Origin of the sequence: Thiorhodococcus drewsii AZ1 (assembly GCF_000224065.1) — a bacterium.
GTDB classification, from domain to species: Bacteria; Pseudomonadota; Gammaproteobacteria; order Chromatiales; family Chromatiaceae; genus Imhoffiella; species Imhoffiella drewsii.
In genome coordinates this window covers 1-17,652 of record NZ_AFWT01000015.1, presented here as the reverse complement: position 1 = coordinate 17,652, position 17,652 = coordinate 1, and the positions used below count along the sequence as shown (strand labels likewise).

General features: G+C 60.4%; 16 protein-coding genes. 7 read left to right on the top strand and 9 right to left on the bottom strand.

Annotated features, from left to right (window positions below; translation table 11 throughout):
- The first annotated feature begins 21 nt into the window (after positions 1-21).
- Together THIDRDRAFT_RS11520 and THIDRDRAFT_RS11515 are read left to right on the top strand one after the other, a co-directional pair.
- Positions 22-504: a DUF4365 domain-containing protein gene (locus THIDRDRAFT_RS11520; RefSeq protein ID WP_007041023.1), complete on the top strand. Its 483-nt coding sequence runs from the start codon at positions 22-24 to the stop codon at positions 502-504.
- On the top strand, positions 501-1,673 hold the full coding sequence (locus THIDRDRAFT_RS11515; protein ID WP_007041022.1) for a hypothetical protein: 1,173 nt from the start codon (positions 501-503) through the stop codon (positions 1,671-1,673). Before THIDRDRAFT_RS11520 ends, THIDRDRAFT_RS11515 begins: the two co-directional genes overlap by 4 nt.
- Before the next feature lie 102 nt (positions 1,674-1,775).
- On the opposite strand, the gene pdxH is transcribed toward THIDRDRAFT_RS11515, so the two are convergent.
- Positions 1,776-2,420, bottom strand: a complete 645-nt coding sequence (gene pdxH / locus THIDRDRAFT_RS11510; protein WP_007041021.1) for a pyridoxamine 5'-phosphate oxidase — start codon at positions 2,418-2,420, stop codon at positions 1,776-1,778.
- Positions 2,421-2,702: 282 nt separating this feature from the next.
- On the opposite strand from pdxH, the gene aceA reads away from it, so the two are divergent.
- The 3 genes from aceA to aceK all read left to right on the top strand — a co-directional run bounded on the left by aceA (position 2,703) and on the right by aceK (position 6,541).
- Entirely contained in the window at positions 2,703-4,007 is a 1,305-nt protein-coding gene (gene aceA, locus THIDRDRAFT_RS11505) for an isocitrate lyase (protein ID WP_007041020.1), read from the top strand.
- Positions 4,008-4,260: 253 nt separating this feature from the next.
- Positions 4,261-4,743: a ribonuclease E activity regulator RraA gene (gene rraA, locus THIDRDRAFT_RS11500; protein WP_007041019.1), complete on the top strand. Its 483-nt coding sequence runs from the start codon at positions 4,261-4,263 to the stop codon at positions 4,741-4,743.
- A 31-nt stretch (positions 4,744-4,774) separates the two neighbouring features.
- Complete coding sequence (gene aceK / locus THIDRDRAFT_RS11495) at positions 4,775-6,541, top strand: bifunctional isocitrate dehydrogenase kinase/phosphatase (RefSeq protein ID WP_007041018.1); 1,767 nt, start codon at positions 4,775-4,777, stop codon at positions 6,539-6,541.
- 74 nt (positions 6,542-6,615) lie between these two features.
- Here the strand turns inward: aceK and queF are convergent, their stop codons facing one another.
- The 3 genes from queF to crcB all read right to left on the bottom strand — a co-directional run bounded on the left by queF (position 6,616) and on the right by crcB (position 7,984).
- Positions 6,616-7,005 carry a preQ(1) synthase gene (gene queF, locus THIDRDRAFT_RS11490; protein WP_007041017.1) on the bottom strand — a complete coding sequence of 130 codons (390 nt, stop codon included), beginning with the start codon at positions 7,003-7,005 and terminating at the stop codon, positions 6,616-6,618.
- Positions 7,006-7,158: 153 nt separating this feature from the next.
- On the bottom strand, positions 7,159-7,485 hold the full coding sequence (locus THIDRDRAFT_RS11485; protein ID WP_007041016.1) for a DUF190 domain-containing protein: 327 nt from the start codon (positions 7,483-7,485) through the stop codon (positions 7,159-7,161).
- A gap of 118 nt (positions 7,486-7,603) precedes the next feature.
- On the bottom strand, positions 7,604-7,984 hold the full coding sequence (gene crcB, locus THIDRDRAFT_RS11480; protein ID WP_007041015.1) for a fluoride efflux transporter CrcB: 381 nt from the start codon (positions 7,982-7,984) through the stop codon (positions 7,604-7,606).
- Between the two features lie 241 nt (positions 7,985-8,225).
- On the opposite strand from crcB, the gene THIDRDRAFT_RS11475 reads away from it, so the two are divergent.
- Positions 8,226-8,693 carry a DUF2269 family protein gene (locus THIDRDRAFT_RS11475; RefSeq protein WP_007041014.1) on the top strand — a complete coding sequence of 156 codons (468 nt, stop codon included), beginning with the start codon at positions 8,226-8,228 and terminating at the stop codon, positions 8,691-8,693.
- Positions 8,694-8,723: 30 nt separating this feature from the next.
- Here THIDRDRAFT_RS11475 and THIDRDRAFT_RS11470 read toward each other — a convergent pair whose 3' ends face one another.
- From THIDRDRAFT_RS11470 to THIDRDRAFT_RS11450, 5 genes are all read right to left on the bottom strand, one after another.
- Positions 8,724-9,080 (bottom strand): copper-binding protein, encoded by a 357-nt coding sequence (locus THIDRDRAFT_RS11470; RefSeq protein ID WP_007041013.1) that lies wholly within the window; start codon positions 9,078-9,080, stop codon positions 8,724-8,726.
- Positions 9,077-12,436, bottom strand: a complete 3,360-nt coding sequence (locus tag THIDRDRAFT_RS23805; RefSeq protein ID WP_007041012.1) for an efflux RND transporter permease subunit — start codon at positions 12,434-12,436, stop codon at positions 9,077-9,079. The genes THIDRDRAFT_RS11470 and THIDRDRAFT_RS23805 overlap by 4 nt, the downstream gene beginning before the upstream one ends.
- A 4-nt stretch (positions 12,437-12,440) precedes the next feature.
- On the bottom strand, positions 12,441-13,718 hold the full coding sequence (locus tag THIDRDRAFT_RS11460) for an efflux RND transporter periplasmic adaptor subunit (RefSeq protein ID WP_007041011.1): 1,278 nt from the start codon (positions 13,716-13,718) through the stop codon (positions 12,441-12,443).
- Between the two features lie 75 nt (positions 13,719-13,793).
- Positions 13,794-14,147, bottom strand: a complete 354-nt coding sequence (locus THIDRDRAFT_RS11455; RefSeq protein ID WP_007041010.1) for a hypothetical protein — start codon at positions 14,145-14,147, stop codon at positions 13,794-13,796.
- Between the two features lie 271 nt (positions 14,148-14,418).
- Entirely contained in the window at positions 14,419-14,925 is a 507-nt protein-coding gene (locus THIDRDRAFT_RS11450) for a hypothetical protein (RefSeq protein WP_007041009.1), read from the bottom strand.
- Positions 14,926-15,383: 458 nt separating this feature from the next.
- Between THIDRDRAFT_RS11450 and THIDRDRAFT_RS24570 the strand changes: the two genes are divergently transcribed.
- Positions 15,384-17,288 carry a glycosyl hydrolase family 8 gene (locus THIDRDRAFT_RS24570; RefSeq protein WP_083827472.1) on the top strand — a complete coding sequence of 635 codons (1,905 nt, stop codon included), beginning with the start codon at positions 15,384-15,386 and terminating at the stop codon, positions 17,286-17,288.
- Positions 17,289-17,652: the final 364 nt, after the last annotated feature.

Sequence of the window (17,652 nt, the reverse complement as noted above, 5' to 3'; positions counted from 1 at the left end):
GATGGGGAGTAGGCAGCACTGATGCACTCGAACGACCGCAAGGCCCGATTCTCACTGGCTTACATCAACGCGGTTGCCGCCTACGCCGGATTCGATGTGGTCGAGCCGAAGGTGGATATCGACAGTGTCGATGGGATGTTGCTCGCTCACCAGGGACGCCGCCCCCGGCTTGAGTTTCAGGCCAAGGCCACGGCGCGCGATCTGGTTGGCGACGAGGTCGTGACCTTCCCGTTGCCGATGAAGAATTACAACGACCTGCGCATGGATGTGATTATCCCGCGCCTGCTGATTCTGGTCGTGCTGCCCGAGTGCGAGGAGGACTGGCTGAGTCACAGCGAGGACGCGCTGATCATTCGTCACTGCGGGTATTGGCTTTCGCTCGCCGGTGCACCCGAGCGGGAGAATTCGACCAGTGTCACCGTCCGTATTCCCCGTGCACAGCGATTCACGCCCGAGATGTTGCGGACAATGATGAGCTGGATCGAAGCGAAGGGCTGTCTATGAAACTCGAACTGACGGACCAATCCGCCTTGCGGCAACTCCCATGGGGCGACCTCAAATCCTATCTGGACGCTCAAGGGTGGCATCTGACCGGGCGCATCGGCGACAAGGCGCTGGTCTATGTGCCTGATCCGACGGCGACGGATGCGGTGGAAATCTTGGTACCGGCCCGGGATGACCTGGGCGATTATGCCTCACGCATGGCTGAGGCCATCCAGATCCTCGCCGAGCGGGAGGAACGCTCGGCATTGGCTGTCTATCGTGATCTCACAACCTCGGGGCTCGACGTGGTGCGGCTGTGTGCGCCGGGCGCCGATGCGAGTGGTGCGATTGCCATCGAGGACGGTGTGGTGCTCTATCGCGAGACCGAAAACCTGATGTTGTCGGCGGCCTGCTCGGTCGTCGATGCGCGACGCAATTACCATCTGCGCAAGGTAACCGAGGCGACCGACTATCTCAAAACGGTTCGTCTCGGGCCGAGCGAGCGTGGGAGTTATGTGCTGACCGTCTTGTCGCCGGTACAGCCGCGTCTCGGTCGTCAGCAACAACTCGATTTGGGTGAGGAGCCATTCGCGCGCACGGTGACTCTGAGGTTGGCCGATGCCTTGAGCGCCGCCAAGCGCGCGGCGGATCGCGCGCTCGCCGACAATGCCTTTGACCCCTTTGATGCCGCTGTGTCGCAGGGAGTGAGCGCGAATCTGTGTGACGCGATTGCCCGCTTGGCTGAAACGGCGCGCGGGGTTGATATCGGTCTGACCTGGGCGCGTACCCGACCTGCGGGACGACCACGCCAAAGCGTCCACTTTACCCCCGAGGTGGGTGAGGTGCTGCGAGAGGCGGCAGCGATCTTTCGTCGCTCGGAGCCGATGACGGACCGTCGCGTGACAGGGTTTGTGGTTGCCCTCGATCGCCCGGTCGACCAGTTCGACGGTAACGCCACCTTGCGTGTGCTGATCGACGAGCGACCGCGCCGGGTGCGGGTGCGTTTCGAGGAAGCGGTCTATCCGCAGGTCATCCAAGCCTTCCAGGACAAATCGGCGATCTCCTTGCGCGGTGATCTCTTTCCAACTGGGCAGCGGTGGGAGATCCGCAACCCGCGCGCGCTTCAGATTCTGGATGACCAGGATGGCGACGAGGCCGACGAGGTCCCAAGCCTGGAAAGCACCGCGTGAGCAACGCTATCCGCTGCGACGTCCGGCCCTATCCTGGTCGCTGATACGCCGAGCGGCCGTTCGCTCTGATCCTCGGATGCCTGGGCGAGTCGCTCGCTCGGCTCAAGGCGCCAGACGTTCGATCCTCCACTCTTCCTCATTCGAACGACGATAGACGAAGCGGTCGTGCAGCCGGCTGTCGCGTCCCTGCCAGAACTCGATCGACTCGGGTACCACCCGGTATCCACCCCAGAAATCCGGAAGCGGGACCTCTCCTTGCGAGAATTTGCGCGTGATCTCGGCGACCTTGGATTCGAGGAAGGAGCGCGATGTGATCACCTGGCTTTGTGGCGAGGACCAGGCCCCGATCTGGCTGCCGCGCGCACGGGTGACGAAATAGGCGAGCGACTCCGCGCTGGAGATGCGCTCGGCGCGTCCGGTGATATGAACCTGACGGGCGAGGGCGACCCAGGGAAAGAGTAGGGCGACCTTAGGGTTCTGTCCGATTTCGCGTGACTTGCGGCTCTCATAGTTGGTGAAGAAGACGAATCCGCGCGCGTCGTAGAGCTTGAGTAGCACGGTGCGCACCGAGGGTTGTTCGTCGGGGCCGACCGTGCAGAGGCTCATCGCGTTGGGTTCGGGCAGATCCGTGCCGATGGCAAGTTCGTACCAGCTCTGGAACTGTCGGATCGGGTCGGCGTCGAGCTCTGAGTGGGATAGGCCGTGCGCCATCAGTTCGCGTCTTAGGGTCTCCGGGTTGGCGTTCATGCGCGCTCCTGACGGCTGTATGTGAATGCGCGTGTTTTTGGGGTTTGGTGAAGACCATGTGTCTTATAAGGGTTCATTGAAAATTATCAATTCCAATAAAAGAAATTAGGATAATTGACTCGTCAAATGCTGAACGTCCCGGTAGGTTTTTGATCTAAGACCAAGTATGTTGGTCAAACAAAAGGTCGCTTCGCTTCCGGATATCACCACTGAGACTTGCGTCTAGTCGATCTGAAAGTGTGTATCGAGCGGCCGACAACGACTATCCAAGGAGCATTGCAGATGACCCGCCAAGATCAGATCAACGCTATCGAGCAGGACTGGGCAGAGAATCCTCGTTGGACTGACGTGACTCGCGGCTATTCCGCCGCAGACGTCGTGCGTCTGCGCGGATCGGTTCAGCCGGAGCACACCTATGCCAAGCGCGGTGCCGAGAAACTCTGGACATTGATCCACGGCGAGGCCAAGAAGGGCTACGTCAACTGTATGGGCGCCATCACGGGCGGTCAGGCGATGCAGCAGGCTAAGGCCGGTATCGAGGCCATCTACCTGTCGGGCTGGCAGGTGGCTGCCGATGGTAACACCTCGGAAACCATGTATCCTGACCAGTCGCTCTACGCCTACGATTCGGTGCCCACCATGGTGCGGCGCATCAACAACAGCTTCAAGCGCGCCGACGAGATCCAGTGGGCCAAGGGCATCGAGCCTGGCCAGGACGGCTTCGTCGACTATTTCCTGCCGATCGTGGCGGATGCCGAGGCAGGTTTCGGCGGTGTGCTCAACGCCTTCGAGCTGATGAAGAACATGATCGCCGCCGGCGCCTCCGGGGTTCATTTCGAGGACCAGCTGGCCGCGGTCAAGAAGTGTGGCCATATGGGCGGCAAGGTCCTGGTGCCGACCCGCGAGGCGGTACAGAAGCTGATCTCCGCGCGTCTGGCATCCGACGTCATGGGCGTGCCGACCCTGTTGCTGGCCCGGACCGACGCCGAGGCGGCCACCCTGCTGACCAGCGACGTCGACGACAACGACCGCCCGTTCGTGACCGGCGCCCGGTCCGACGAGGGCTTCTACCGGGTCAAGAACGGCCTGGAGCAGGCGATCAGCCGCGGTCTGGCCTACGCGCCCTATGCCGACCTGGTCTGGTGCGAGACCGGCACCCCGGATCTCGGGTTCGCCCGCGAGTTCGCCCAGGCGGTGCTCGAGAAGAATCCCAACAAGCTGCTGGCCTACAACTGTTCGCCCTCCTTCAACTGGAAGAAGAACCTGGACGACGCGACCATCGCCCGCTTCCAGGACGAGCTGGCCGACATGGGCTACAAGTACCAGTTCATCACCCTGGCCGGCATCCATAACATGTGGTTCAACATGTTCGACCTCGCCTACGACTACGCCCGCGGCGAGGGCATGCGCCACTATGTCGAGAAGGTGCAGGGTCCCGAATTCGCCGCGCGCGACAAGGGCTACACCTTCGTCTCGCACCAGCAGGAGGTGGGTGCCGGCTACTTCGACGACGTCACCACCGTGATCCAGGGCGGCATCTCCTCCGTCACCGCGCTGACCGGCTCCACCGAGGAAGAGCAGTTCTGATCCCCGAGGGGTACGGACTCTGATCCAGAGTCGGGCGCAATAGCGACAGCGTATTGCGCCGTATGTGACAGGCGGTGAGGTTTCGATCGAACCCTCCGCCGCCCCGCATCCGGCGCAATACGGCCGCCTCAAACGTTCGGGCGGCGCAGATCATGAAGCACGTCACCGACGGCCGCGTGATGCCGTCGCCAATGGAAGGCGGCCTATTGCACCCTGCCTGGAGTTGGAATCAGTCAGTGTCAGTGAGGGTGTTATGGACTTCAAAACGGCCGATCTCTACGACAGCCACGGCGAGTCGCTCCGTGTCTGCGAACCCATCTTCCGCGACTTCGGTGGCAGGGTCCGCTTTTGCGGTCCGATTGTCACGGTCAAGTGCTTCGAGGACAATTCCTTCGTCAAATCGACCTTGGCCGAGCCCGGTGAGGGGCGGGTCCTGGTCGTGGATGCCGGCGGCTCGCTGCGCTGCGCGATGCTCGGTGATCTCATCGCCGCCAGCGCCGTGGAGCAGGGCTGGGCGGGAGTCATTCTCTTCGGTTGCGTGCGCGACAGCGCCGAGATTGCCGAGATGCCGCTCGGCGTCAAGGCCCTTGCCACCAACCCGCGCAAGAGTCAGCGCCGAGGCGAGGGCCAACGCGACATCCCAGTCACCTTTGCCGGCGTGCGCTTCGCCTCAGGCGATCAGGTCTATTGCGACGAGGACGGTATCCTGGTCGCCGAACAGTCGCTGCTTGGCTGATATCGTCCGATTCTAGAGTTGTAGGAGAGACATGGCCTGGACCGAAGCCAAGCTCATCGCCGAGGCCATCCTCGAAGGGTTCGAGCGTCACTATCGATTGTTCCGAGAAATCAGCGAGGGCGCGCAGGCGCGTTTCGAGTCCGCCGACTGGCCGGCCGTTCAGGGCGCCGCGCGCGCGCGCATCGGCTTCTACGACACGCGGGTCGGCGAAACGGTGGCGCTGCTGCAGCGCGAGTTTCATCTGCGCGATCCGGGCGACATCCTTTGGCGCCGGATCAAGGTCGAGTATCTGCGTCTGCTGCCTCAGCTCAATCAGCCCGAGCTGGCCGAGACCTTCTACAACTCGGTCTTCTGCCGCCTGTTCGACCGGCACTATTACAACAACAGCTATATCTTCGTCTGGCCTCTGATCTCGACCGAGCATCTGGAGGCTCAGGTCCCCATCTTTCGGCCCTACTATCCCGCGCGCGACGGCTTTACCCGGATTATCTTCCGCATTCTGCGCGACATGGGATTCAAGCGGCCCTTCCGCGATCTGAGATGCGACATCCGCTGCCTGCTGCTCGCGATTCGCACGCGCTTTCCGACCAATCGCGCCATCCATCAGAATTTCCAGCTCGCCGTGCTCTGCGCGCCCTTCTACCGCAATAAGGGCGCCTATATCATCGGCAAGGCCATCAATGGCGCCGACCAGATCCCGTTCGCCATTCCCATCCTCAACGATGAGCGCAACGGGCTCTATATCGACAGCCTGCTTACCGGTTCGGACGAGATCTCGGACGTCTTCAGCTTCTCGCGCGCCTATTTCATGGTGGACACCGAGGCGCCGGCGGCGGTCGTCGACTTCCTGCGCCCGCTGATGCCGCGTAAGGGCAAGGCCGAGCTCTATACCGCCATCGGACTGCAGAAGTTCGGCAAGGCCGAGTTCTACCGCGATTTCCTCAAGCATCTGCGCTACTCATCGGACGACTTCGTCGTCGCGCCCGGCATTCGCGGCATGGTCATGTGCGTCTTCACACAGCCGTCCTTTCCCTTCGTCTTCAAGCTCATCAAGGACCGCTTCCCGCCGCCCAAGGAGATGACTCGCGAGGGCGTCAAGGAGAAGTACCAGCTGGTGAAGATGCACGACCGGGTCGGCCGTATGGCCGACTCCTGGGAATACTCGCATGTCGCCTTTCCGCTGGAGCGCTTCTCGCCCGAGCTACGCGAGCTGCTGGAGACCGAGTGCGCCGAGAGCATCGAACTGGTCGGCGACCAGCTCATCATCAAGCATCTCTACATCGAACGGCGCATGTCGCCGCTCAATCTCTATCTGCACGGCGCCGACGACGAGGACGTCCGTCACGCCATTCGCGAGTACGGTGATGCCATCAAGCAGCTCGCCGCCGCCAACATCTTTCCTGGCGACTTCCTGTTCAAGAATTTCGGCGTGACCCGTCGCGGCCGCGTCGTTTTCTACGACTACGATGAGCTGTGCTATCTGACCGAGTGCAACTTCCGCTATATCCCGGAGGCGCCCTATCCGGAGATGGAAATGAGCGACGAGCCTTGGTACACGCCGGGGCCGGACGACGTCTTCCCGGAGGAGTTCGAGACCTTTCTGCTCACGGATCCGCGTATCCGCCAGGTCTTCCTTGAGCTGCACAGCGAACTGCTCGATCCTGCCTGGTGGCGCGAGCGCCAGGCGCACATCCGCGCCGGTCATCTGGAGGATGTCTTTCCCTATCCGGCGGAACGCAGATTTCGCGACGAGCGGACGGACTGTCCGAAGTCGATGGAGATGGTTGGTGCGGGGTGAGACGGCAGAGGTGCGAATACATTCGCACCTATGAAAATCGGGAATCTGTCTTTCGACGATTCCTTAGGGGGCAATCAGGGCAGCGATACGGGCGTCGGTGCCTGCCAGCCGCTGGCCCGATGCTCGGCGACCACCGTCGTGTAGATTCCGCCACGCACATTGAAGTCTGCCGTCAGGCGCATGAAGCGTGGCTGAGTGGCCTCGACCAGATCGTCCAGGATGCGGTTGGTGACTGCCTCATGGAAGGCGCCCTCGTCACGGTAAGACCAGACATAGGTCTTGAGCGATTTGAGTTCGACGCAGTGTTGCTCGGCGATGTACTCCAGGGTCAGCTCGGCGAAATCCGGCTGGCCGGTCTTGGGGCACAGACAGGTGAATTCGGGCACCCGGATGCGGATGGTGTAGTCGCGCTCCGGTTGCGGATTGGGGAAGATCTCGAGCGATTTGCTCGGGACGCTTGGCATTGGGATGTCTCCTTGGTGGGTTGAATCGCACGTACGGTGCGAATGGTGGAATGGGTTCTAGTGTCGAGCTGCAACGGCATGCAGCTCGCGGTCGGGGGCTGCCAGCGTCAAGGCATGCGTGCGATACGGAGCCGTCTTTTCTTCGCGCCTTTTTCAGTCCTGCTTGGTGTCGGTGAATCCGTATTCGACCGGTACCCGCAGGTAGAAGAGGTTCAGTCCCTGCTGGCCGATATGGGCGACGAAACGGTCGGCTTCGTCGTCGGTCAGCACGAAGCCGACCTCGATCGGGGTGTCTCCGGCGAGTTCGAAAAAATGTTCTTCGCGCAACCGTCCGTGCCGACCGAAGCCGGCCAGTGCGCGGAAGGCGGAGCCTCCGCTCAGACCGAACGTCTGCGCCTCCTCCAGCAGCCATTCATAGGCCAGCTTGTGCTGGTGGTGGCGGTTTTCGGCCACGTAGAATTTGAGAAAACAGCCAGACATGGTTGAGGCCCTCTCGGTCATGGCAACAGTGACGGACGTTCGGGTCGTCCAGGTTTCACTTCATTCCGTAGCCTGGGTGGAGCACCGCAAAACCTGCGGAGGCCAGCCGGGCATTCCCTCAGGTTCGCATCAGCAACTGAGCCAGAACGATGCCTACGGCGGTCATGCTCAGCGATCCGGTCAGATGCGCGGCGATGGCGCCGAGTCCCCAGAGATACTCGCCTCGCATCAGCAGATTGACCACCTCGGCCGAGAAGGTCGAGAAGGTGGTCAGCCCGCCCAGAAATCCGGTGACGACCATCAGGCGCAGTTCCGGGGGCACGGTCGGGTGACGCGCGAACCAGGTGATCGCCAGGCCGATCAGGAAGCCGCCGAGCAGGTTGGCCGTCAGGGTCCCGATCGGTAGGGTCGGGAAAACAGGGTTCAGCCGCGCCCCAATATACCAGCGCAGCAGCGCGCCCAGTCCGGCGCCTGAAAAGATGGATAGGAGGGAAAGCAACGTGGGTACCTCCGGTCGATCGGTGGCAGCGGAGGTTGTGCGGGAGGAGGGTGCGGATGTCGTCCCAGGTTTTCCGACCGCAGGCCATCGAGCTCCGCCATCGTCAGGCTCAACGATCCTGTTAGGATCGATCAGGCTGCCCTATTTACCTCGAAAGTATCTCATAAGCGAATGAGCTGAAAAACCCGCCGCGCAACTGGGATGCGGCTCCACTTACTGTTCGGAAAGCCAGGAGATACGGATGCTGTACGCCTTGTTGAAGTCCCTTCATGTATTCGGCGTGATTATGCTGCTCGGCAACGCCATCGTCACGATGATCTGGAAGATGGCCGCAGATCGTACCGACGACCCGAGACTCGTTGCCTTTGGCCAACGTCTGGTCACGCTCACCGACTGGTGGTTCACCGTCGGCGGCGCTGCGTTCCTCATGGTTGGCGGTTACGGGGCCGCCGCAGTCGGCGGGCTCGACCTCTTCGGCAGCACCTGGCTGGTCTGGGGGCAGGCGATGCTCTTCCTCTCCGGCGGGCTCTGGCTCGGCATACTGGTTCCCGCACAGATTCGACAAGCGCGTCAGGCCCGTGTCTTCGCGGTCGATGGCGATATCCCGGCGACCTACAAACGCGACGCGCTACGTTGGGTGGTTTGGGGCATCATCGCGAGCGTCCCTCTCATCATCGCGATTTGGATGATGAACGCCAAGCCGGTCTGAGCGCCGGCTCGACGTTTGCTGCGAGCGAGGTTAGTCGCGCGGTTTCAGCTCCGTGATGCGGTAGACGTTGTCGTCACCCAGAAGGATGCCGAAGTCGACTTTGTCGCCCGGATTCACACCCGTTAGATCGACCTGCTCGGTGACCGGAAGGTCCATGGTCATGGCCGGCCAGCTCAGGGCCGGAATCGGGTCGTGGCTGATGTTGACCTCGCCCTTGGTGGCATCCACCGAGTTGATCACCCCTTTCCCCATGGTCACGCCACTTTGCTCGGACTGCTCCATGGATCCCATGGCCTCGTGGCCCATCGTCTGATGGTCCATGGTCTGGGCGCCGGCCGGAAAGGCGCTCAGGCTTATTACTGTTGTCAATGCGATCAGCGTTTTCATCCGTTTCCTCGTTTGGTCGTGTCGATGGTGTCGTCGGCCTCGGGCGGTCGGCCGTCGGTCGTCTTGCTCAGGCCCCTGCGCTGCCAGACCAGATAGATGGCCGGGATGACGAAGAGGCTGAGTAGGGGGGCGGTCAGCATTCCGCCGACCATGGGGGCGGCGATGCGCCGCATCACCTCCGATCCGGTTCCATGTCCGATCATGATGGGCAGCAGGCCGGCGATGATGACCGCGACCGTCATCGCCTTGGGCCGCACCCGCAGCACCGCGCCCTCCATGATGGCGGCCTCCAGATCCCGGGAGTCGCGCAGTGCCTTGCGTGCACGCCGTTCGTTCAGGGCGTTGTCGAGATAGACCAGCATCACCACGCCGAATTCGGTCGCCACGCCGGCCAAGGCGATGAATCCGACCGCCACCGCGACCGAGAGGTGATACCCCAGCACCGCGATCAGCCAGAATCCGCCGACCAGGGCGAAGGGCAGCGAGAGCATCACCAGCCACACCTGGCCGAGCCGGCGGAAGATCAGATAGAGCAGCACGAAGATGATGACCAGGGTGAAGGGCACGACCTGCGTCAGCCGCTCCTTCACCCTCAGCATGTACTCGTACTGTCCCGACCAGGTGATGGAATAGCCTGGCGGCAGCTTGACCAGATCACGGATCCGGATCTGTGCGGCGGCGACATAACTGCCGATATCCACGCCCCGGATGTCGACGAAGGTCCAGCCGTTGAGCCGCCCGTTCTCGCTCTTGAGCATGGGGGGGCCGTCGACGATTTCGACCCTGGCGATCTGGCCGAGCGGGACCTGTGCGCCGGTCGGGGTCACGATCGGCAGCTCGCGGAGCTTGTGCGGGTCGTCGCGCTCTTCGCGCGGAAAGCGCAGATTGACGGGGTAGCGTTCCAGCCCCTCGACGGTCTGGGTAATGTTGACGCCGCCGACGGCGGCGGCCACCACCGCGTTGATGTCCGAGATGTTGAGCCCGACCCGCGCCGCTGCGACCCGGTCTGGCTGGATCTCGATATAGCGACCGCCGGCGACCCGCTCCGAGAAGGCCGATGCCGTGCCGGGAATCTCACGCAGCGCACGTTCGATCTCTTCGCCGATACGCTCGATCTCGTCCAGCTCCGGTCCCGCGACCTTGATCCCGACCGGGGTCTTGATGCCGGTGGCGAGCATGTCGATGCGCGTCTTGATCGGCATCACCCAGGCGTTGGTGACCCCGGGGATGTCCAGGGTCGCGTCCAGTTCCTCGATCAGCCTGTCCAGCGTCATGCCGGGGCGCCATTCATCGCGCGGCTTGAGCTGGATAAGGGTCTCGATCATGGTCAGTGGTGCCGGATCCGTGGCGGTGTCGGCCCGGCCGATCTTGCCGAAGACCCGCTTGACCTCGGGCAGCGAGGCGATCATGCGGTCGGTCTGCTGCAGCAGCTGCTGGGCCTTGCCGATGGAGAGTCCCGGTAAGGTGGTCGGCATGTACATGAGATCGCCCTCGTCGAGCTCGGGCATGAACTCGGAGCCGAGCCCTGTCCCCAGCCGCTGAAGCCAAGGCAGACCGCTGGTCAGGCCGCGCCAGCCGTTCGACAGATCCTTTTGCCAGCCGTCGAGGCGTTCCAGCGTCGAGGCCCCTGCATCCTGGCGGACCAGTTCGGCCGCTTGGAACGGCCATTTCAGGGGTGCGAGCAGACCGCCGACGCCCTGGAGCGGCACCAGCAGACTCGCCACGATCAGGGTCGAGATCAGGATGGTCGTGCGCGGCGCCGCCAGCACAGCCCGCAGCAGCGGGCGATAGATCCAGATCAGCGTACGGTTCAACGGGTTTGCGTCCTCGCTCGGGATGCGCCCCCGGATGAAATAGCCCATCAGCACCGGCACCAGGGTCACCGAGAGTCCGGCCGCTGCCGCCATCGCGTAGGTCTTGGTGAAGGCCAGCGGCGCGAACATGCGTCCCTCCTGAGCCTCCAGGGCAAAGACGGGCAGGAAGCTCAGTGTGATGATCAGCAGCGAGAAGAAGAGCGCCGGCCCCACCTCGGTCGCCGCCGCGCCGATGACGCGCCAGTGCGCCTCGCCGCGCGGCGCCTTGCCGTGGGTATGGCGATAGCATTCCAGGTGCTTGTGGGCGTTCTCGATCATGACGATGGCGGCGTCCACCATGGCCCCGATGGCGATCGCGATCCCGCCGAGCGACATGATGTTGGCGTTGATCCCCTGGTGCTGCATGAGAATGAAGGCGGCCAGGACCCCGAGTGGCAGGCTGACGATGGCGACGAAGGCCGACCTCAGATGGAAGAGGAAGACCAGGCATACCAGTGCCACGACGATGAATTCTTCCAGCAGCTTGTCCTTGAGGTTGTCCACCGCTCGCAGGATCAGCTCGGAGCGGTCGTAGGTCGGGACAATCTCGACGCCCTCGGGCAGCCCCTGTGCGAGCGCGTTCAGCTTGCTCTTGACCGCCGCGATGGTGCTGAGCGCGTTCTCGCCGTAGCGCATCACGACGATGCCGCCTGCGATCTCGCCCTCGCCGTCGAGGTCGGCGACCGCGCGGCGCATCTCGGGCCCGATCTGGACCCGCGCCAAGTCGCGCAGCAGCAGAGGCGTGCCCTCTGGCGTGACCTCGATCGGGATGGTCTCGATATCGGCGACCGATTGCAGATAGCCGCGACTGCGGATCATGTATTCGGCCTCCGCCAGTTCCACGACCGAGCCGCCGACCTCCTGATTGGCGTTGCGGATGGCGCTCGACAGCTTGGCGAGCGGGATGCCATAGGCGCGCAGTTTCTCCGGATCGGCCACCACCTGGTACTGGCGCACCATGCCGCCGACCGAGGCGACCTCGGCGACGCCGGGGACGGTCTGCAGTTCGAACTTGAGGAACCAGTCCTGGAGGCTACGCAGCTCGGCCAGATCGTGCCGGCCGGTTCGGTCGACCAGTGCATAGCTGAACACCCAGCCGACCCCGGTGGCATCCGGTCCCAGCCGTGGGCTCACGCCATCGGGCAGGCGCGAGGCCGCCTGGTTCAGATATTCCAGCACCCGCGAGCGCGCCCAGTAGAGATCCGTGCCGTCCTCGAAGATGACATAGACGTAGGAGTCGCCGAAAAAGGAATAGCCCCGTACCGTCTGCGCCCCTGGCACCGCCAACATGGTGGTGGTGATGGGATAGGTGACCTGATCCTCGACCACCTGCGGCGATTGGCCGGGGAAGCTGGTGCGGATGATGACCTGCACGTCCGAGAGGTCCGGGATGGCGTCCAACGGGGTCTGTTTGACCGCCGCGATGCCCCAGAGCGTCAGGATCAGGGTGGCGAGCAGGACCAGGAAACGGTTGCGGATCGACCAGTCGATGATCTGACTCATAGGCTTACCGCATCCGCCGGAAGCTGGCCTGGAGACTCGACTCGGAGTCGATCAGGAACTGTCCGGAGACGACGACCTCATCGCCCGCCGCGAGACCCGAGATCACCTCGACCTGGTCCTCTGACTCCATCCCGCTCACCACGTCGACCGGCTGGAAGCGCCCCTCGCCGAGCGACTTGACGACGCTTTCGCGCTCGCCGGTGACGATCAGTGCGTCGCGCGGGATCTTCAGTACGTTCGGCCTGGGTTCGCCCGCGATGACCAGGTCGGCGAACATGTTGGGCTTGAGATCGAGCCCTGGGTTGGCGAAGACCAGTCGCACCCGCAGCGTGCGGGTCTCGGGGTCCAGATCCGGATAGAGGTAGTCGACCTTGCCCGTCCAGGTCCGACCGGGGTAGGCCGGCACCCGCATTTCTGCGCTCATGCCGGGCTGGACCCAGGCCAGCTGGTGCTCGAAAACGTCGACCATGACCCAGACGTCAGAGAGCGCGGCGATGGTGAACATCTCGCTCGCCGGGGTCACGTACATGCCGTCGCGGGCCGTCATCCGGGTGACGATGCCATCCGATGGGGCCAGAACCGGGATGGTATTGCGGGTCTGACGGGTTCGCTCGATGTCGCGGATCACCGGTTCGGGCACCCCCAGCAGACGTAGGATATTGCGAGCCTTGTCCGGTTTGATCCTGGGTGCGTTGCCGCCCTGTCGTTCCAGCGCGATAAGGAAGTCGACCTGCGCCGAGAGGATGTCCGGGGCATAGAGCTCTGCGAGTGTCTGGCCCTGTGTGATCGGTTCGCCCTCGGCGCGCAGGTTCAGCTTCTCGATCCAGCCCGTCGCGCGCGGATGCAGATGCTCCAGGCGGGTCTCGTCGTAGGCGATCCGGCCGACGGCCCGTATCTGGCGGGCGAGCGTTCCGCGCTCCACCTTGGCGGTGCGCACCGCCAGGCGTTGTTGCATGGTGCCGCTGAGCGCGACTTCGGGATGCGGATCGACCTTCGGCATTGCGGTCTTCGGCGTGACGCGCTTCTCGATCAGATCCATGCCGCAGATGGGGCAGGTTCCCGGATGGTCCTGCTGGATCTGCGGGTGCATGGGGCAGATGTAGGTGGGGTCCAGATGCTTGGCGGCGTGCTCCAGCGCCGTCTCCTGGGCCGAGTGTTCTGTGTCGGTCGAGCCGACATCGGATGCCGGTCCGTCGCAGCCGGAGAGGGCCGCACAGATGAGCGCCAGGGCAGCAGCCCCGGCGAGGCCCGCGCCAATGCGGGTCTTCGAATGGGTGAACATGGGTGTCTCCCGCAGACAAACGTCAAGGGCGGTGGCGGCTCGGGGCCATCACCGCATCGGTCGTTCGCAAGGACGTCAGGCGCGTGGAGGTCGTTCTGGAAGTCGTGGGACGAAGCGATAGAAATGCTGTTCCGCCCGGACGACAGGCGTTGGCGGATCGAAACGGTCGGGAACCGCAAGCGCGAATGTCATCGGCACGGCGACTGTGACCAGGCTGTGCAGGGCGCACTTCTGGCAGTCGAAGAGCGAGGAGCGTGCTGGCTCCGGCGACATGCTGCCCGGTAGATGATGCTGGCAGATCGTCATCGTCTGCGCGGTCATCTGCCCCTCATGCCGACAGCCCAGTATCGCTGCCGCCCACACCTGCGCCTGCAGCACGAGCAGGGTCAGCATCAGGATGAGAGCGGCTGGGCGGCGGGGGATTCGCATGGAGTCAACTATAGGGACGAGGGGCGAGGGCGGCAAGGCTGGTCATCTTGTGCCGGCTTTAAGGGTCGGTTCTGACTCCCAAGGAGAATGATCGACATGAACTGGCGTTCAAGCCAAATAGCTTGCCGGGATTGGTCTGGTCGCCGTGCATGTTGCGAGGTATTGAGAGTGCGCGGACAACAAAAAACCGCATCGGCGGGTTTCCCGGATTAGCGCGATCTCGGCTTTGTTGGCGATGGCATCGACTTCGTTCACCGTCTCTTCCTCTACATCACACAATGTCATTGTGTGATGTAGGGTGGTTCAAGATCGCCAGGACGGCGGGATCGGCAGACCATTTCTTCAGGTGCCTGCCGATGTTCGACGGGTTCGGAGCGCGTCCGACCCGCTCGGCCAGCATGGCGCAGATGTCGCGGTAAGCGTGCCCCTCGCTCTTCATCCTGACCGCTATGGCTTTGGCGTCGTCCGGGTAGGGGGGTGTCCTGCTAGGTGCTGGCGCGGGAGCGGGGCGACGCTCGGGCGGTAGATTTTGAATCATCGCGCTCATAACTGAAATGTCGCGTTTCAGGCGCTCAATCTCGGCGCGTGCGGCTTTCAGTTCGGCGTTGTCGGTAACAGGTGGGCGATTGGCTCCCGCCACCAGAGCCGTGAGTTCTTCCGGTCTCATCCTGCCTAGTGCGCTGGCTGTTTTCGGGTCACACCAAAGCGTTGCCCGAATCAATCCGCGCGTTTTTAGACGCTCGCGGTAGGCGCGTTGACGTTCTGCGTTGGTAGCCATGGGATACCCTTGCCTTCGTTATCGGGCAACGATTAAGGGTAGTCTGTTATCCGATAACCGGCAAAGCGTTATCGGTCACATGCGGGTTGCAACGATTGCTTTGTATCGCTCGCTAATTATTCATAAGAATTAAACCCCTGAGGGAAATATGTCGGTGCAGTACGGTTGGTGTCCTCAAACGGATGGGAGCGCGCGAAATGAACATCGAGACGTTGCGGAATGACGGGTTCAGCATCGGATGGGCGGATCACATCGCAAGGGTCGAGGGCTGTAGACTGTCGTTCCGCGAGCGGCGGCTTCGTGAACCAGATGGCCTAGCACCTCGCGGGCTCGGAACAAAGGATAGCTCCGCTGCGGCAGATAATCACGCGGGACGTAACAGTTGGTTATGGAGAGGTAATCTGTCCCATAACTGAAACTCTTTTTATTGAAATTTATAGCTCCAATACGTCAGATATGTGAAGCTTGATGCTTCTTTCTCCTTGCTATTGCCAGTATATTTGGTTTTCCGCTTGATAAAAATCATAGAGGAACTTTGTGTGTTTTTAAAATTCTTCACAACAATAACTTTTGTCATATACAGTTTTTTGTCGTTTTATTCTTCAATTTCTCTTGCAGACCCAAAACGTCCTTTTCCTCAACATGTCAGTTATGCTTCTGGCACGATTTATCCTTCTAATTTTTCTCAAGCTCAACAGGACCAGCATGTACGTAATTTTTATGATTACTGGAAAAGCCATTATCTAGTTTCTGCTGGAACAAACTCAGCAGGAAAGATTTTGTACCGAGTTGCTTTTGGACAAGGTTCTGATGTCACTGTTTCTGAAGGTCAGGGCTATGGAATGGTTATTGTGGCTCTGATGGCGGGGCATGATCCCGACGCACAAAATTTGTTTGATGGGCTCTGGTATTTTTCACGTGAATTCCCAAGTGGCATAGATGGTCGTCTAATGAGCTGGAAAATTCAGAACGGAAGTATTGTTGGGAGGAATGACAGTGCATTTGATGGTGATGTTGATATTGCCTATGGTCTGCTTCTTGCTCATGAACAATGGGGCAGTGCCGGTGATCTCAATTACCAAGCGGAGGCGGCTCAAGTCATAGATGGTATTTTGGCTTCAACCATTGGGGCAGACAGCCTTCTGCCAAAGCTAGGGGATTGGACAGATGATTCTGGTAGCCGTTACAACCAGTATACCCCACGCTCTTCAGACTTTATGCCCGCGCATTTCCATGCCTTTGCCCGTGCGACAGGTGATGCGGTATGGAATAATATTGTTATAAATTCTCAAGCAGTCATTGATAGTATTCAAAATAACTACAGTAGCTCAACAGGTCTGCTGCCTGATTTTATTATTAATTGTCAAAGCGTTGATAACTGCCGTCCTGCCAATGAAAGCTTTCTTGAAGGTCCTAATGATGGCGACTATTACTACAACGCAGGACGTGCCCCTTGGCGTATCGGTTTGGACGCTTTATTAAACGATGATGTCCAATCTAGAGCAGAAGCACAGAAAATGATTAGTTGGTTGGCTGTCAGCACCAACAGTAACGCCAATAATATCAAGGCTGGTTATAAGCTTGATGGTTCAGCGATAGGTGATTATTCCACGACTTTCTTTGCTGCACCCTTTGCTGTGGCTGCCATGCTAGATGGAAGTCAACAAGATTTTCTGAATGAAATATATACTTACATCCATAATGAAACGGAAGACTATTACGAGGATTCTATTAATTTGCTCGCCTTGCTTGCTGTCACTGCTAATTATTGGAATCCCGCAACCGATATTTGTAGAAGAGATATCCAGCGCGACTCAGCTTGGCGTGTAGTCGAGATTTATACGGCTACCCTTGGATATGCTCCTGATAACGAAGGGCTGCAATATTGGGTGAATAACCTTCAAAATGGTAGTTGGACGCCGAATGATGTGGCTCAGAGTTTTTTTGATGGACCACTAGTTCAAGAAATGTATCCAATCGACCAAGGTTATGGCTCATTCATCGATTCGCTCTATCAGAATCTCTTCGGGCGCGCTCCAGATGAAGCTGGCTATGCGTACTGGTTGGCCGAACTCAATTCCGGTCATGTACAGCGCAATCAAATGATCATCGCCTTGATTGAAGGCGGTTGGGCGAATGCCGAAGCGGCAAGCGATATGGAACGTTTTGGTTATCGGGTTCAAGTTGGATTGGCCTTTGCTGCCGAACAAGCTCGGCGTGGGATCGTATATAGTCAACTGACGACTGCGAAACAGGAAAAACTTCGCTTTCTCGGAGCACAAGTGCTGGAAATGATCACAGTCGATAGCAGTGCTTGTGATACAGCTGTCGGTAATATTTCTAGGTTGCTTGATACCCTATAATCAAATAATCATGCCTGATCAAAGGGTCTGGAGAGCATTTTATTCGTCAGTAAATCAATGCGGCATCAATCGCCTAATCGGGTAAGAGCGAGTATTTAGTCCGCCTTCTACTGCGTAGTTATTGGCAAGTTGAAATGAGCAGTCAGAAGCGATGCTTCGTTCCCCGTCCCGCACTCCAGGCCGGTCGGCCAGCCTGATGAAGATCTAAGAAGTCAGGTGGACGTGGCGAGAAGCGTAATAGATTTTTTATTGCCATGGGATGTGATTATGGATGGATTAAACGGAAATCAGCTCTCCTGATTATTTACGAAGCTCAGCCTACGAGTGCTGAGTCGGCGCATACTGAGACCATCGCGAGTTCCTG